The organism is Streptomyces sp. NRRL S-1022 (genome assembly GCF_000720135.1).
In the GTDB taxonomy this organism is placed as follows: Bacteria; Actinomycetota; Actinomycetes; order Streptomycetales; family Streptomycetaceae; genus Streptomyces.
Genome location: NZ_JOIU01000012.1, coordinates 299,347 through 314,482 on the forward strand (window position 1 = coordinate 299,347; position 15,136 = coordinate 314,482).

A 15,136-nucleotide genomic window follows, 5' to 3' on the forward strand; every position below is an offset into this window, starting at 1 on the left:
AGCGTCCGGCGAACCGACGGCAGGAGAGATGACCGTGCAGCAGGAGGCCCCGGGCGGCGAGGCGCTGGAGGTCTGGATCGACCAGGACCTGTGTACGGGCGACGGGATCTGCGCCCAGTACGCCCCGGAGGTGTTCGAGCTGGACATCGACGGGCTGGCCTATGTGAAGGGCGCGGACGACGAGCTGCTGCAGGCCCCCGGGGCCACCACGCGGGTGCCGCTGCCGCTGCTGACGGACGTGGTGGACTCGGCGAAGGAGTGCCCAGGCGAGTGCATCCACGTACGCCGGGTTTCGGACAGGGTCGAGGTGTACGGGCCCGACGCGGAGTGAGCCCGGCTCAGACGGCGTGGGCCCCGGCCGGCGTGGAGCGCAGGAAGGCGCTGCCGTTCCACCGCCATGTGGCCGGGGTCTTCACGTCGGGGCAGCAACTGGGCACGGCGTCCGAGGAGTAACCGAGCAGGGTCGCGGAGACGGCCCGCGCGCGGAGCGTGAAGTCGGTGACGGTGAGCCGCTGCCCGGGCTCGACGAGGGTGGCGACGACGCGCGGTCTGCCGCCGTCCGCGGCGCGGGTGAGGACGTAGACCCCGTCGGGCGGGGTGCCCATGGGGGCGTCGCAGTGCACCACAGCGACGGTTTCCGGTCGGCCGTCGCCGTCCAGGTCCCCGGTGGCCTTCTTGGCGACCACGGCCTTCACCGGGCCGCACTGCAGCGGGAACCGCACCCCGGCCGGGTCCGGCGGCGCGACGGCCGCCGCGGCGGACCTGCTTCCGGCGGCGGGGGCGGACTGGGCGGCGGTGGCCGATCCGGGCTGGGCGACGGAGGCGAGGGCCACGACGCCCGCGACGGCCGTGGCGGTGGCGACCCAGTGGATGGGCCGGGTGTGGGTGTGGGCGAGCTCCGGAACGGCGGATTGCTGCACGCGGAGTGTCTCCTGTGAGGGCTGTGCCGGTGGGATGGCCTGCATGGTGCCACACGTCACAGTGCGGGGGAACCGCGGGGTCGGGCTTGTGCAACGGGCGGTGTGCCCGCGCGTGGGAGGCGCCGGTGCCGGTGCCGGGTCAACGTCAGGGCGCCGTGACCGAGTTCCCTCCGGTCGGTGGGGAACTGGGCCACGGCGCCCTGACGTTGTACGCGCGCGTGCCGGTCAGCGGCCGGCGCCGCCGTCGGCGTTGGGTCCGGCGTAGTCCTCGCCGTAGGCGCCCTTGGCGGGGCGGCGGCGGCGCATGGGCGGCTCGACGCCGTCCGCGAGGCGGCGGGCGGTGAGCAGGAAGCCGGTGTGGCCGATCATCCGGTGGTCCGGGCGGACGGCCAGGCCCTCGATGTGCCAGTTGCGGATCATGGTCTCCCAGGCGGTCGGCTCGTTGAAGCAGCCGATCTCCCGGATGGACTCCACGGTCCGGGCGAGCTGGGTGGTGGTGGCCACGTAGCAGCACAGGATGCCGCCGGGGACGAGCGCCTTGGAGACGGCCTCCAGGCACTCCCAGGGGGCGAGCATGTCGAGGATGACGCGGTCGACGTCGGTGTCGGACAGGTTGTCCTGGAGGTCTCCGACGGTGAGCTGCCAGGCGGGGTGCGGGCCGCCGAAGTAGCGCTCCACGTTCTGCCGGGCGATGTCGGCGAAGTCCTCGCGGCGCTCGTAGGAGTGCAGCATGCCCTGGTCGCCGATGGCCCGCAGCAGGAAGCTGCTGAGCGAGCCGGAGCCGACGCCGGCCTCCACGACGCGGGCGCCGGGGAAGATGTCGGCGAAGGCGAGGATCTGGCCCGCGTCCTTCGGGTAGACGACGGCGGCCCCGCGGGGCATGGACAGGACGTAGTCGGGGAGCAGGGGGCGCAGCGCGAGGTAGGCGACGTTGCCGGTGGTGCGGACAACGCTGCCCTCGGGAGCGCCGATCAGTTCGTCGTGCGGGAAGGAGCCCTTGTGGGTGTGGAAGTTCTTCCCTGCTTCGAGCGTGAACGTGTAGTGGCGGCCCTTGGGGTCGGTCAGCTGTACCTGGTCCCCGACCTTGAAGGGCCCGCGCCTGCGGGCGGCACCGGTCGGTTCGGACATGTGACCAGCGTACCGGTCCCGGTGAGGGGTGCCGACCACGGTGGCTAGGCGGTGGGCCTGGCCATGGCCCTGACGAAGGCCCGTTCGACGTCCGCCGCCGACAGGACGCCGTAGATCTCGCCGCTCTCCTCGACCACCAGGTACTCGGTGGCGGGGGTGGCGCGCAGGACGTCCAGGAGTTCCTCTCCGGCCAGCTCGGCGGAGACCCGCATGCCGTCGGTCAGCTCCTGGGCGAGGCCGCTGACGGCCACCCAGGGGCGGCGGTGCTCGGGTACGCCGACGATGGCGGCCTCGCGGACGAGCGAGAGCGGGTGGCCGTCGGCGTCCACCACGACCAGGGCGCGGGCGCCGGCGGCGTTGGCGCGGCGCAGCGCCTCGGAGAGCGGGGTGTCGTTCTCGACGGGTACGGCCCGCCGGGTGAGGGTGCGGGCGCGCAGCTCGGGAAGGTGTTCGCGCAGCCGGGCCATGCGCAGGCTGTTGCCTGCGCCGGTCCAGATGATCGCGGCCAGGATGGCGGCGAGCAGGGCGTCGGTGACGGTGTCCATGCCGCCCACGTCCTCGCCGCTGCCGCCGAGGGCGCCGGACTGGTTGAGCAGCGGGAGGCCGATCAGGACGGCGACGGCGAGGGCGCGGCCGACCCAGGCGGCGGCGACCGTGCCGGTCATCGGCCTGCCGCTGATCTTCCAGACGACGGCGCGGAGCATGCGGCCGCCGTCCAGGGGGAGGCCGGGCAGGAGGTTGAAGATCGCCACGATGAGGTTGGAGATCATCAGGCCGGCCAGCAGGACGCCGGGGACGGTGCCGGGCTGCACCGGTTTCATGGCCAGGTAGAACAGGCCGGCCAGCACGAGGGAGAGCAGCGGGCCGACGAAGGCCAGCACGAACTCCCGGCCGGGGGTCTCGGCCTCTTTCTCGATCTCCGAGACGCCGCCGAAGAACTGCAGCTGGATACGGCGGACCGGGAGCTTGAAGCGGATCGCGGCGACCGTGTGGGCCAGCTCGTGGACCAGGACGGAGGCGTAGAAGGCGACCGCGAAGAAGAGGGAGACCAGGTAGCGGGCGGCGCCCAGCTCGGGCAGCACGCGGTCGAGCTGTCCGCCGAAGACCCAGGTGATCAGGGCGGCGACGAGGAACCAGCTCGGGGCGACGTAGACGGGTACGCCGAAGGGGCGGCCCATGAGGATGCCGCCGCCGGGTTCCTTCGGCCGGGGCTCGGGCGGGTCGCCCTTGGCGATGCCGGAGTGGGCGAGGGAGCGGTGTTCGGGGGCGGGGTGTTCGGGGCCGGCCGGTTCGCCGGGGCCGGGCGTGCTGTCGCTGTCCGGGCCGTCGCCGCGGTCCTTCCCGGTGTCGTCCGCTCGGGGCGCGGGGGTGTCGGGCTCGGGGCCGGAGGGGTCGGTGGGTCCGGTCGCCGGGGCCGTAGGGTCAGCGGAGTGCTCGGCCGGCTCGTCGTTGCCGGACCGCGGCTGCCCGCTCCCGCCGCTCACGTCCACGGTGTCCCCTCGTTCGAAGCGTCTTCCGCACCTACCGGACGGAAGGGGTCTCTGCTCGATGGTATGCGGCCGTGGTGGCACGTTTCGCCCCGGCACCCCTTGTGTTTGCCCCGGGGTCGCGCGGTCGACGCGGGCGGCAGGCGGCTCACTGTCGGTGGCGGGCCGTAAGGTCTGTGGACATGGACAGCAGCATCGACGAGGCGGCGGCCCGGCCGGGCGGCGCCGACCGCACGCCCCCGGCCGCCCCGCCCCGGTCACCGGTCCCGCCGCTGCCCGCACCCACGGCCCCGCCCGGCACACCGCCCGCCGACCGGTCGCCGGCCACCGCTGCCGGCCCCGCGAGCAGCCCCGACGGGAACGACGAGCGGACGGCGGCCGGCCCGGCGGAGGGCGGCGAAACCGGCGTCCCGGGCCCGGCAGGCGTGGCCGGCGCGGCGGCGACCGGTGTCCCCGGGAGCGACGTACCGAGCCCGGCCGGCGCGGCAGCGGCCGACGGCCGGGAGACCGGCGTGCCGGACAGCGGCGGCGCGGCGGCAGCCGGCATCCCCGAGGACGGCGTACCCCGCACTCCCGGCGCGGCGGCAAGCTCCGTCGGCGGGGCCGGTGCGGCGGTGAGCGGCCCCGGGGCGGGCGGGGAGCGGAAGGCGGGGCCGCCGACGTCCCTGTCGCCGTCCCGGGCCAGTGACTTCATGCAGTGTCCGTTGCTGTACCGGTTCCGGGTGATCGACCGGCTGCCGGAGAAGCCGAGCGCGGCGGCCACGCGGGGCACACTGGTGCACGCCGTGCTGGAGCGGCTGTTCGACGCGCCCGCCGGGGACCGGACCGCGCCGCGGGCCAAGGCGCTGATCCCGGGGCAGTGGGACCGGCTCCGGGAGACCAGGCCCGAGGTGACCGAGCTGTTCGCGGACGACCCGGACGGGGAGCGGCTGGCCGGCTGGCTCGCCGAGGCCGAGCGGCTGGTGGAGCGCTGGTTCACGCTGGAGGACCCGACCCGGCTGGAACCGGCCGAGCGGGAGCTGTTCGTGGAGGCCGAGCTGGAGTCGGGGCTGCGGCTGCGCGGGATCATCGACCGGGTGGACGTGGCGCCGACCGGCGAGGTGCGGATCGTCGACTACAAGACGGGCAAGGCGCCCCGCCCGGAGTACGCCGAGGGCGCGCTGTTCCAGATGAAGTTCTACGCCCTGGTGGTCTGGCGGCTGAAGGGGGTGGTCCCGCGCCGGCTCCAGCTCGTCTACCTAGGCAGCGGGGACGTGCTGACGTACGACCCGGTGCCCGCCGACCTGGAGCGGGTGGAGCGCAGGCTGCACGCGCTGTGGGAGGCCATCGAGCAGGCCACGGAGACGGGGGACTGGCGGCCCCGGCCGACCAAGCTGTGCGGCTGGTGCGACCACCGGGCGCACTGCCCGGAGTTCGGCGGCACTCCCCCGCCCTACCCGCTGCCGGTCGGCCCGGCCGGGACCGGGTGATCCGGTAGATCCGGGCAGGGCAGAATGGGCCGGACTAGCGAAGGAGTGTCCCGTGGCCATCCGCGTCCTACTGGTCGACGACCAGCCCCTGCTGCGTACCGGTTTCCGGATGATCCTGGAGGCCGAGCAGGACATCGCGGTCGTCGGCGAGGCCGGTGACGGCCTGCAGGCCCTCGACCAGGTGCGCGCGCTCCAGCCGGACGTCGTGCTGATGGACATCCGGATGCCGCGGATGGACGGTGTGGAGGCCACCCGGCAGATCACCGGGCCCGGCCGGGACGGTCCGGCGAAGGTGCTGGTGCTGACCACGTTCGACCTGGACGAGTACGTGGTGGAGGCGCTGCGCGCCGGTGCCAGCGGCTTCCTGCTCAAGGACGCGCCCGCCGACGAACTGGTGCAGGCGATACGGGTGGTGGCGAACGGCGAGGCCATGCTCGCGCCGAGCATCACCCGGCGGCTGCTGGACAAGTACGCCACGCATCTGCCGTCCGGCGAGGAGCCGGTGCCGGACACCCTGCACACCCTGACCGACCGTGAGGTCGAGGTGCTGAAGCTGGTGGCGCGCGGGCTGTCCAACGCCGAGATCGCCGCGGACCTGTTCGTGAGCGAGACGACGGTGAAGACGCACGTGGGGCATGTGCTCACCAAGCTGGGCCTCCGGGACCGCGTGCAGGCCGCGGTGTACGCCTACGAGAGCGGTCTGGTGCGCCCCGGCGCCCAGTGAGGTGTCGTACGACGGCGAAGGGCGCCCCTCTCCTGCGGAGCGGGGCGCCCTTCGGCGCATCCGGCGTCAGCTCTTGCTGAGTTCCCAGAACCGGAACACCGTCGAGGCGTCCAGGCAGTACTCCAGGCCGTACACGCCGTCACGGACGACCGCGTACTGCTTGGCCTGCCACACCGGCAGGACGGGCAGTTCGGCGGCGACGATGTCCTGCAGCCTCCCGAAGTCCTTGTCGGTCGCGGCGCGGTCGCTCTGCGCGGCGGTGCCGGGGATCAGGGACTTGACGATGGTGCGGTTGCTGTAGTTGTTGTCCAGCACGTTGCCCTTGCCGAAGAAGGGGGCGGTGAAGTTGTCGGCGTCCGGGTAGTCCGGCACCCAGCCCTTCACGTACACGCCGTACTTGCCGGCGGCGATGTCCTTCTCGTACTGGTCGTACGCCACCGACTGGACGTCGGCGTCGAACAGGCCGCTGGCGTTGAGCTGGCCGGCGATCGCCTTCAGCTCCTCGTCGGTGGCGGGGCCGTAGCGGGACGGCGTGGACCACAGGGTGAGCTTGACCTTGCCGGTGACGCCGTCGGCGCGCAGTGCGGCGGCGGCCTTCTCCCGGGACGGGCGGGCGCCGTAGGTGTCGAAGAACGCGGTGTTGTGGCCCGCGATGCCCGCCGGGATGATCGAGTACAGCGCGGTGGCGGTGCCCTGGTAGACGTCCTGGATGAGGGCGTCGCGGTCGATGAGGTAGGCCATGGCCTTGCGGACGCCGAGCTTGCCGGCCACCGGGTCCTTCATGTTGAAGACCAGGTGCTGGACCTCGGCGCTGCTGCCCTCGATGACGTCGACGCCCTTGTCGTCCTTCTGCTGGTCGAGCTGGGCGATGTCGGAGGCGGTCAGGCCGCGGTAGGCGATGTCGACGCCGCCGTCGAGGAGGGCCTGCTTCAGGGCGGTGCGGTCGCCGTGGAAGAACTTCAGGGTGACGCCGGAGTTCTTGACCTTGGCGGTGCCCTGGTAGTTGCCGTTGACGGAGAAGACCGCCTGGTCCTTGTCGAAGGAGTCCAGCTTGTACGGGCCGGAGCCGACGGCCTGGTGGTCGGTGCGCAGGCCGTTCGCGTCGTACTGGCGGTGGTCCACGATGGAACCGGCGCCGGAGGCGATCTTGCTGGGGAAGGTGGCGTCGGGCACCTTCAGGCGGAAGACGGCCGTCTTCGCGTCGGGTGTCTCGACCTTGCCGAGCATCGGGAACATGATCGCGGGACCGGCGGGGTCGTCGATCTTCAGCATGCGGTCGAAGGAGAACTTCACGTCCGCGGAGGTGAGGGCGTCACCGTTGCTGAACTTCAGGCCGTCCTTCAGCTCGCACTTGTAGACCATGGCCCGGGTGTCGGTGAAGCCGCACTGCTTCGCCAGTTCGGGCTGGGGTTCCGTCGCGCCCTTGGGGAAGCTGAGCAGCGACTGGAAGACGTTGTTGAACAACAGCCAGGAGCCGGGGTCGTAGCCGGATGCCGGGTCCGTGGCGAGGACGTCGTCGGACATCCCCATCACCACGGAGGAGCCGGTGCCCCCGGAGTCACCGGTCTCGGAGCCGCAGCCGGTCAACAGGCCGGAGGCCAGCCCCGCCACGAGGGGCAGGACTGGCCACTGGGTGCGCATGTTCACTTGAAATGTGCCTTGTCGTCGGTTCGTCAGCCCGGGGCCGCCGTCCCTGGTCCCGGGCACCGGGCACCGGGGCCGCGCCGTGCTCGGCCCCGGGTGCGGAGAGCCGTCAGCCGCTCACACCGCGGCCGAGCTCCCACAGCTGGAGCGTCGAAAGGGAGTTCAGGGCGTAGGCCACGCCCGTGATGTCGTCCCGTGCGGCGACGTACTGCTTGCCCTGCCACAGCGGCAGCACCGGAACGTCCTCGGCGGTGATGTCCTGGATCTCGGTCAGGCTCTTGGACGCGCCGAGCCGGTCGGCCTCGCGGCGGGACTGCGGGATCAGCGTGCGCTGGATGGTGCTGTTGTTGTACGGCGAGCCGAGGGTGTTGTTCTTGTCGAGGAAGGGCGCGATGAAGTTGTCGGCGTCCGGGAAGTCGGGGAACCAGCCCATCCCGTAGACGTCGTACTGGCCCTTCTGCTCGGCGGGCCGGAAGGTCTTCCAGGGGTGGCCCTCGATGGAGGCGTCGAACAGGCCGCTGTCGTTGAGCTGCTTCTGCAGGATCTCGAACTCCTGCTTGGTGGCCGAGCCGTAGTGGTCGGTCGTGTAGTGCAGGGTCAGCTTCACGGGGGTGGTGATGGCGGCCTTGGTGAGCAGTTCCTTGGCCTTGGCGACGCTGGGGTTGCCGTACTTGTTGAAGAACGAGTTGGAGTGGCCGGTGACGGTGGCCGGGACCATCGAGTACAGCGGTTCGGCCTGGGTGCCGTAGACCTTGGAGACCAGTTCGCCGCGGTTGATGAGCTGGGCCATGGCCTGGCGTACGGCCTTGGACTTGACGCTGGTGGCGTCGGTGTTGAAGGCGAGGTAGCGGATCTCCAGGCCCGGCATGTCGACCAGGTCGGCGTTCTTGTCGCTGCCGGAGTCCAGCTTCTGGATCTGCGCGGGCGACATGGTGCGGGTCATGACGTCGATGTCGCCCTTGTCGATCGCGGTGCTCATGGCGTCGGCGTCGGGGAAGGAGCGCAGCTCGACCTTGTCGTTGTTCACCGTCACGCTGCCCTTGTAGGAGGGGTTCTTGGTGAAGGTGGCGCTGACGATCGCGTCGTCCTTGACGTCGGCCTGGAGGGTGTAGGGGCCGGACCCGTCGATCTCGAAGCCGTCCCGGAGCTTGTCCTTCTGGTAGTCCTTCGGGTTCACGATGCCCGCGACCGGGGTGGACAGCTTGAACGGGAAGGTGGCGTCGGCCGTCTTCAGGTGGAAGACGACCTCGCGGTCACCCTGCGTCTCGATGGTGTCGATCGTGTTCAGCAGGGCGGAGACACCGCTGTCGGCGTTGATGCGCAGCGCACGGTCGATGGAGTACTTGACGTCCTGGGCGGTCACCTGGTCGCCGCTGGCGAACTTCAGGCCCTCGCGCAGCTTGCAGGCGTAGCGCTCGCTGCCGCTGTCGGTGAAGGAGCAGCTCTCGGCGGCGTCCGGGATCGGCTGGCCGTCGCCCTTGGGCTGGGCCATCAGGGTCTGCACGGTCTGGCGCAGGATGTTCCACGTGCCGACGTCGTAGGCGAAGGCCGGGTCGAGGGGCGCCGGTACTTCCTTGGTGGCCGTGAACTGGTCCGTGGTACCGACGACGATGGCGTCACCGCTCTTGCTCCCGCTGTCGGATCCGCCGCACGCGGCGAGAACCGGGGTGAGCAGGCCGGCCACCGCCGGCAGCACCAAAGTCTTGCGGTTCATGCGGGAGTTTCTCCAGAGCTGTTCGGTTCCGTGTACCCGGCATGCATGGGTGGTGCGGCGGATCACGGGGGTTCGCGGCGATGTTCTCGCGACGAGATTAGTCCGCGCCCGCAGGCCGGTTCACAGCGCCGTGAGCTGACCCCCCATCACGCAGTGGAACCGGCCGCGGACACACCGAAAACCCGACAGCGGCATGATTAGTGCAGCGTCTCCCCAATCAGGACACAAGGTGCCGCCGTTTCTCCCCCTCCAGGGTGGGCCAGCACACATGGCCAACGTTGTCGAGCCGCTCCGGCGTGAGGAACGTCACACCCCCAACTGTGCCGCCGGTCAGCAGAATTCGGCCGGTCGACCAGCTCGTTAATTCCCTCAGGGTGTAGTTCCCCGGAAATGCGTCCGGCACACCCAAAGGGCATTGCACGCTGGGTGAACGGCTAGCGCATTTCCGTCATCAGGCCGCGGAGAAATGCCAGGTCGACCTCTTCCAGAGAGGAGACGACGGTGCGCCCGGCGGCCGGGCCGATGGGCGCGACGGAGGGTACGGCGACCACCCGGCAGCCCGCGGCCTCGGCGGCGGCGACCCCGGTCGCGGTGTCCTCGACGACGGCGCATCTGGCCGGATCCGCACCGAGGCCCGCCGCGGCGAGCAGGTACGGGTCCGGGAACGGCTTGGTGCGGGTGACCTCGTCGCCGGCGATGGACAGGCGGAAGTGGTGCGGGCCCAGCACCGACAGCACACGGTCGATGATGCGCCGGTGGGATGCGGAGACCAGGGCGGTCGGGATCTCGTACTCGGACAGCTCGGCGAGGAGCCGGGCGGCGCCGGGCATCAGCGGCAGGGTGCGGCCGATGCGGTCCTCGAAGCCCTCGTTCAGCAGCACCATCAGCTCGGCGAGGGTGATGTCGGCGCCGGTCGCCTCGATGAGGAAGCCGGCGCTGCGGGTCATGGGGCCGCCGACCACGACGTGCCGCCAGGTCTCGTCCAGGGTGTGTCCGAGGGAGGCGAAGACCTCCCGCTCGACGTCCCACCAGAAACCCTCGGTGTCCACCAGAGTGCCGTCCATGTCGAGCAGCACCGCCTGCAGGGCGGAGCCTTCGCCCGTACGGGTTCCTAGCGCGGGGACCGTGCTGGTCATCCTGGCGCACCTCCTTGAGGGACGACCAGGCCGGTTCCCGGGCGGGGAACCGGCCTGCAGTGGACCGACCAGTGTACGACTTATCCGATCAGCGTGCTGCTGAGACACGCGTCACCGTGCGTTGAAGTACTTCGCCTCCGGGTGGTGGATCACGATGGCGTCCGTGGACTGCTCCGGGTGCAGCTGGAACTCCTCGGACAGGTGCACGCCGATCCGCTCCGGCCGGAGCAGCTCCGCGATCTTGGCGCGGTCCTCCAGGTCGGGGCAGGCGCCGTAGCCGAGGGAGAAGCGGGCGCCCCGGTACTTCAGGTCGAACATGTCCTGGATGTCGGCGGGGTCCTCGCCGGCGAAGCCGAGTTCGGCGCGGACACGGGCGTGCCAGTACTCGGCCAGGGCCTCGGCCAGCTGGACGGACAGGCCGTGCAGTTCGAGGTAGTCGCGGTAGGCGTTGGCCTCGAAGAGCTTGGCCGTCTCCTCGCCGATGCGGGAGCCGACGGTGACGACCTGGAGGCCGACCACATCGGTCTCGCCGGACTCCTCCGGGCGGAAGAAGTCCGCCAGGCACAGGCGCCGGCCGCGGCGCTGGCGCGGGAAGGTGAAGCGGGTCCGCTCGTTGCCCCGGTCGTCCAGGATGATCAGGTCGTCGTCCTTGGAGACGCAGGGGAAGTAGCCGTAGACGACCGCCGCCTCCAGGAGGTTGTCGGTCTGCAGCCGGTCGAGCAGGCCGCGCAGCCGGGGCCGGCCCTCGGTCTCGACCAGTTCCTCGTAGGTCGGGCCCTCGCCGGTGCGGGCCTGCTTCAGCCCCCACTGGCCCTTGAACAGCGCGCCCTCGTCCAGCCAGCTCGCGTACTCCTTGAGCTGGATGCCCTTGACGATGCGGGTGTCCCAGAACGGCGGGGTCGGCACGGGGTTGTCGGTGGCGACGTCGGAGCGGACATGGCCCTCCTCGGGCCGCTCCTCGGTCGGCACGGCGGCGGTGGCCCGGACCCGGCGCTGCCGCAGCTCGGGCAGCTTCGCGCCGGGGACGCCCCGCTTGACGCCGATCAGGGCGTCCATGAGGCGCAGGCCCTCGAAGGCGTCGCGGGCGTAGCGGACCTCGCCCTCGTAGATCTCGTGCAGGTCCTGCTCGACGTAGGCACGGGTGAGGGCGGCGCCGCCGAGGATGACCGGGAAGCGGGCGCCGAGGCCGCGCTGGTTCAGCTCCTCCAGGTTCTCCTTCATGATCACCGTGGACTTGACCAGCAGCCCGGACATGCCGATGACGTCGGCCCGGTGCTCCTCGGCCGCCTCCAGGATCGCGGAGACGGGCTGCTTGATGCCCAGGTTGACGACGTTGTAGCCGTTGTTGGACAGGATGATGTCGACCAGGTTCTTGCCGATGTCGTGCACGTCGCCGCGCACGGTGGCCAGCACGATCGTGCCCTTGCCCTCGGCGTCCGACTTCTCCATGTGCGGTTCGAGGTGGGCGACGGCGGCCTTCATGACCTCGGCGGACTGCAGGACGAACGGCAGCTGCATCTGGCCCGAGCCGAACAGCTCGCCGACGACCTTCATGCCGTCCAGCAGGGTCTCGTTGACGATGTCGAGCGCCGGGCGGTCCTGGAGGGCCTGGTCGAGGTCGGCCTCCAGGCCGTTGCGCTCGCCGTCGATGATCCGGCGCTTCAGCCGCTCGTCCAGGGGCAGCGCGGCGAGTTCCTCGGCCTTGCCGGCCTTCAGGGACTTGGCCGTGGCGCCCTCGAAGAGCTGCATGAGCTTCTGGAGGGGGTCGTAGCCCTCGCTGCGGCGGTCGTGGATCAGGTCGAGGGCGGTCTGCACCTCTTCCTCGCTGAACCGGGCGATCGGCAGGATCTTGGAGGCGTGCACGATCGCCGAGTCCAGGCCCGCCTTGACGCACTCGTCCAGGAAGACGGAGTTGAGCAGGATGCGGGCGGCCGGGTTGAGGCCGAAGGAGATGTTCGACAGGCCCAGCGTGGTCTGCACCGCCGGGTGCCGGCGCTTCAGCTCGCGGATCGCCTCGATGGTGGCGAGGCCGTCCTTGCGGGACTCCTCCTGACCGGTGCAGATGGTGAAGGTCAGGGTGTCGATGAGGATGTCCTCCTCGCGGATGCCCCAGTTCCCGGTCAGGTCGTCGATCAGCCGTTCGGCGATCTCGACCTTCTTCTCCGGGGTGCGGGCCTGGCCCTCCTCGTCGATGGTGAGCGCGATCAACGCGGCGCCGTGCTCCCGCGCCAGCTGCGTGACCTTGGCGAACCGGGAGTCGGGGCCGTCGCCGTCCTCGTAGTTCACCGAGTTGATCACCGCGCGGCCGCCGAGCTTCTCCAGGCCGGCCCGGATGACGTCGACCTCGGTGGAGTCCAGGACGATCGGCAGCGTGGAGGCGGTGGCGAAGCGGCCGGCCAGTTCCTCCATGTCGGCGACGCCGTCCCGGCCGACGTAGTCCACGCACAGGTCGAGCATGTGCGCGCCCTCGCGGATCTGCTCGCGGGCCATCTCCACGCAGTCGTCCCAGCGGCCCGCCAGCATGGCCTCGCGGAACTTCTTGGAGCCGTTGGCGTTGGTGCGCTCGCCGATGGCCAGGTAGGCGGTGTCCTGCCGGAACGGGACCGACTGGTACAGGGAGGCGGCGCCCGGCTCGGGGCGCGGGTCGCGCCCGCCGGGGGCGAGGTCCCGGACCCGCTCGACGACCTGGCGCAGGTGCTCGGGGGTGGTGCCGCAGCAGCCGCCGACCAGGGAGAGGCCGTACTCGCGGACGAAGGTCTCCTGCGCGTCGGCCAGCTCGGGCGCGCTCAGCGGGTAGTGGGCGCCGTTCTTGCCGAGGACGGGCAGGCCCGCGTTGGGCATGCAGGACAGGCGGACGCGCGACTGGCGGGCCAGGTAGCGCAGGTGCTCGCTCATCTCGGCGGGGCCGGTGGCGCAGTTCAGGCCGATCATGTCGATGCCGAGCGGCTCCAGCGCGGTCAGCGCGGCGCCGATCTCGGAGCCGAGCAGCATGGTGCCGGTGGTCTCCACGGTCACCGACACGATCAGCGGCACCTCGTACCCGGCGGTCTCCATCGCCCGGCGGGCGGCGATCACGGAGGCCTTGGTCTGCAGGAGGTCCTGGGTCGTCTCCACCAGCAGGGCGTCGGCGCCGCCGGCGAGCAGGCCCTCGGCGTTCTGCTGGTAGGCGTCGCGGATGGCGGTGAAGGTGGTGTGGCCGAGGGTGGGCAGCTTGGTGCCCGGTCCCATCGAGCCCAGCACCCAGCGCTGCCGGCCGTCGCGGGCGGCGAACCCGTCCGCCGTCTCGCGGGCGATACGGGCGCCGGCCTCGGACAGCTCGGCGACGCGTTCGGCGATGTCGTACTCGCCCAGTGCGCTCAGGTTGGCCCCGAAGGTGTTGGTCTCGACGCAGTCGACGCCCACGGAGAAGTAGGCCTCGTGGACGGAGCGGACGATGTCGGGGCGGGTGACGTTGAGGATCTCGTTGCAGCCCTCGAGGTGCTGGAAGTCTTCGAGGGTCGGCTCCTGTGCCTGGAGCATCGTGCCCATCGCTCCGTCGGCGACCACCACGCGGGTGGCGAGCGCCTCTCGGAGCGCGGACGCACGGGTCCGGCTGTCGGCGGAAGGGGACGTCGGCGACGAGGCCATGTAGGGGCTCCCTGGGATGCGACGGCTGTCGGCTATGCGGCTTCCCCGGGGGCGGGGCGTGCCGCACGTGCGTCAGCGTAGCCCGCCGTCGGCTTGGATGGGCACAGGCGTCCACGAGACGGACGCGGGTGGCCCTCGTGCGACGCGGAGATCACCCCGGATGTAACAGGTGTCGTCCGACCATTAGCGGGAGGTCGGCATCGACCGGTAGTGTTCGGCATTGCCGAACGGTGGCTTCCCACACCGTGGGTAGTCGAAGGGGACGGAGGCAGAACGGCGATGGCACGGAACATCCAGTCGCTCGAACGGGCGGCGGCGATGCTGCGGCTGCTCGCGGGTGGCGAGCGACGGCTCGGCCTCTCGGACATCGCCTCGTCGCTGGGCCTCGCCAAGGGAACCGCCCACGGCATACTGCGCACCCTCCAGCAGGAGGGGTTCGTGGAGCAGGACGACGCCTCCGGCCGCTACCAGCTGGGCGCGGAGCTGCTGCGCCTCGGCACCACCTATCTCGACGTGCACGAACTGCGCGCGCGGGCGCTGGTGTGGGCCGACGACCTGGCGCGGTCCAGCGGGGAGAGCGTGCACCTGGGCGTGCTGCACCAGCAGGGCGTGCTCATCGTGCACCACGTCTTCCGGCCCGACGACAGCCGGCAGGTGCTGGAGATCGGGGCCATGCAGCCCCTGCACTCGACGGCCCTGGGCAAGGTGCTCTCCGCCTACGACCCGGTGGCGCACAGCGAGGCGCTGGAGGCGGACCGCAAGCCCTTCACCGACCGCACGGTGTGCGATCCCGGCGACTTCGAGCACCTCCTCGACATCACGCGCGCGCGTGGCTACGCGGCCGACGTGGAGGAGACCTGGGAGGGCGTGGCCTCGATCGCCGCACCCATCCACGACCGGCGCCGGATGCCCGTGGGCGCGGTCGGCATCACCGGCGCCGTGGAGCGGCTGTGCCGGGACGGCGAGCTGCGCCCCGAGCTGATCGCGGCGGTGCGCGACTGTGCCCGCGCGGTGTCGCGGGACCTGGGCGCCGGGCGGTTCTGACCGGCGGGACGACGTGTGACGACCGGGACGCCAGGCGGCGTTCCGGTCGTCGCCCTACCCTGAAATGGACAAAAGGGGCTAGATCACACGTCCAGGCACGAAGGTCGATAACCCGCAGCGATCAATAACGATCCTGTTTTCGATAACAGAACTCTTGACGCACGCGTAACGCCGCAGCAAGACTCCCGTCCATCGGTCGGCATTGTCGAACACCTACCGGCAATACGCGCTAGAGTGTGACAA

At 71.1% G+C, this 15,136-nt stretch carries 11 protein-coding genes; 4 read left to right on the forward strand and 7 right to left on the reverse strand.

The annotated features are described in order from the left end of the window. Nucleotides 1–28 precede the first annotated feature (28 nt). Nucleotides 29–331: a ferredoxin gene (locus IG05_RS0119175; RefSeq protein ID WP_030344114.1), complete on the forward strand. Its 303-nt coding sequence runs from the start codon at nt 29–31 to the stop codon at nt 329–331. Between the two features lie 7 nt (nt 332–338). On the opposite strand, the gene IG05_RS0119180 is transcribed toward IG05_RS0119175, so the two are convergent. The 3 genes from IG05_RS0119180 to IG05_RS0119190 all read right to left on the reverse strand — a co-directional run bounded on the left by IG05_RS0119180 (nt 339) and on the right by IG05_RS0119190 (nt 3,538). Continuing rightward, entirely contained in the window at nt 339–920 is a 582-nt protein-coding gene (locus IG05_RS0119180) for a hypothetical protein (protein WP_030344116.1), read from the reverse strand. 225 nt (nt 921–1,145) lie between these two features. Next, entirely contained in the window at nt 1,146–2,048 is a 903-nt protein-coding gene (locus IG05_RS0119185; RefSeq protein WP_014671696.1) for a tRNA (adenine-N1)-methyltransferase, read from the reverse strand. A gap of 44 nt (nt 2,049–2,092) precedes the next feature. Next, the gene (locus IG05_RS0119190; protein WP_030344117.1) at nt 2,093–3,538 is read right to left on the reverse strand and encodes a site-2 protease family protein; all 1,446 of its coding nucleotides are present in this window, start codon (nt 3,536–3,538) and stop codon (nt 2,093–2,095) included. Between the two features lie 611 nt (nt 3,539–4,149). Here IG05_RS0119190 and IG05_RS0119195 point away from each other — a divergent pair. After that, nucleotides 4,150–5,004, forward strand: coding sequence for a RecB family exonuclease (locus tag IG05_RS0119195; RefSeq protein WP_234335926.1), 855 nt, complete (start codon nt 4,150–4,152; stop codon nt 5,002–5,004). 52 nt (nt 5,005–5,056) lie between these two features. Continuing rightward, nucleotides 5,057–5,728, forward strand: a complete 672-nt coding sequence (locus IG05_RS0119200) for a response regulator (RefSeq protein ID WP_030344121.1) — start codon at nt 5,057–5,059, stop codon at nt 5,726–5,728. Nucleotides 5,729–5,794: 66 nt separating this feature from the next. Here IG05_RS0119200 and IG05_RS0119205 read toward each other — a convergent pair whose 3' ends face one another. The 4 genes from IG05_RS0119205 to metH all read right to left on the reverse strand — a co-directional run bounded on the left by IG05_RS0119205 (nt 5,795) and on the right by metH (nt 13,849). Beyond that, nucleotides 5,795–7,375 (reverse strand): ABC transporter substrate-binding protein, encoded by a 1,581-nt coding sequence (locus IG05_RS0119205; RefSeq protein ID WP_030344123.1) that lies wholly within the window; start codon nt 7,373–7,375, stop codon nt 5,795–5,797. Between the two features lie 106 nt (nt 7,376–7,481). Continuing rightward, nucleotides 7,482–9,086 (reverse strand): ABC transporter substrate-binding protein, encoded by a 1,605-nt coding sequence (locus tag IG05_RS0119210; RefSeq protein ID WP_030344125.1) that lies wholly within the window; start codon nt 9,084–9,086, stop codon nt 7,482–7,484. A gap of 434 nt (nt 9,087–9,520) precedes the next feature. After that, on the reverse strand, nt 9,521–10,222 hold the full coding sequence (locus IG05_RS0119215; protein WP_030344126.1) for an HAD family hydrolase: 702 nt from the start codon (nt 10,220–10,222) through the stop codon (nt 9,521–9,523). A gap of 111 nt (nt 10,223–10,333) precedes the next feature. Next, entirely contained in the window at nt 10,334–13,849 is a 3,516-nt protein-coding gene (metH, locus tag IG05_RS0119220; protein WP_030344128.1) for a methionine synthase, read from the reverse strand. A gap of 279 nt (nt 13,850–14,128) precedes the next feature. Here metH and IG05_RS0119225 point away from each other — a divergent pair, with 279 nt between their 5' ends. Then, the gene (locus IG05_RS0119225) at nt 14,129–14,893 is read left to right on the forward strand and encodes an IclR family transcriptional regulator (RefSeq protein ID WP_030344130.1); all 765 of its coding nucleotides are present in this window, start codon (nt 14,129–14,131) and stop codon (nt 14,891–14,893) included. The last annotated feature ends 243 nt before the right edge of the window (nt 14,894–15,136 follow it).

What these genes read in the sequence shown, in the direction of transcription:
- IG05_RS0119175 (WP_030344114.1), top strand. Translation starts at nt 29, where the DNA reads ATGACCGTGCAGCAGGAGGCCCCGGGCGGCGAGGCGCTGGAGGTCTGG.
- IG05_RS0119210 (WP_030344125.1), bottom strand. Translation starts at nt 9,086, where the DNA reads ATGAACCGCAAGACTTTGGTGCTGCCGGCGGTGGCCGGCCTGCTCACC.
- IG05_RS0119185 (WP_014671696.1), bottom strand. Translation starts at nt 2,048, where the DNA reads ATGTCCGAACCGACCGGTGCCGCCCGCAGGCGCGGGCCCTTCAAGGTC.
- metH (WP_030344128.1), bottom strand. Translation starts at nt 13,849, where the DNA reads ATGGCCTCGTCGCCGACGTCCCCTTCCGCCGACAGCCGGACCCGTGCG.
- IG05_RS0119215 (WP_030344126.1), bottom strand. Translation starts at nt 10,222, where the DNA reads ATGACCAGCACGGTCCCCGCGCTAGGAACCCGTACGGGCGAAGGCTCC.
- IG05_RS0119225 (WP_030344130.1), top strand. Translation starts at nt 14,129, where the DNA reads ATGGCACGGAACATCCAGTCGCTCGAACGGGCGGCGGCGATGCTGCGG.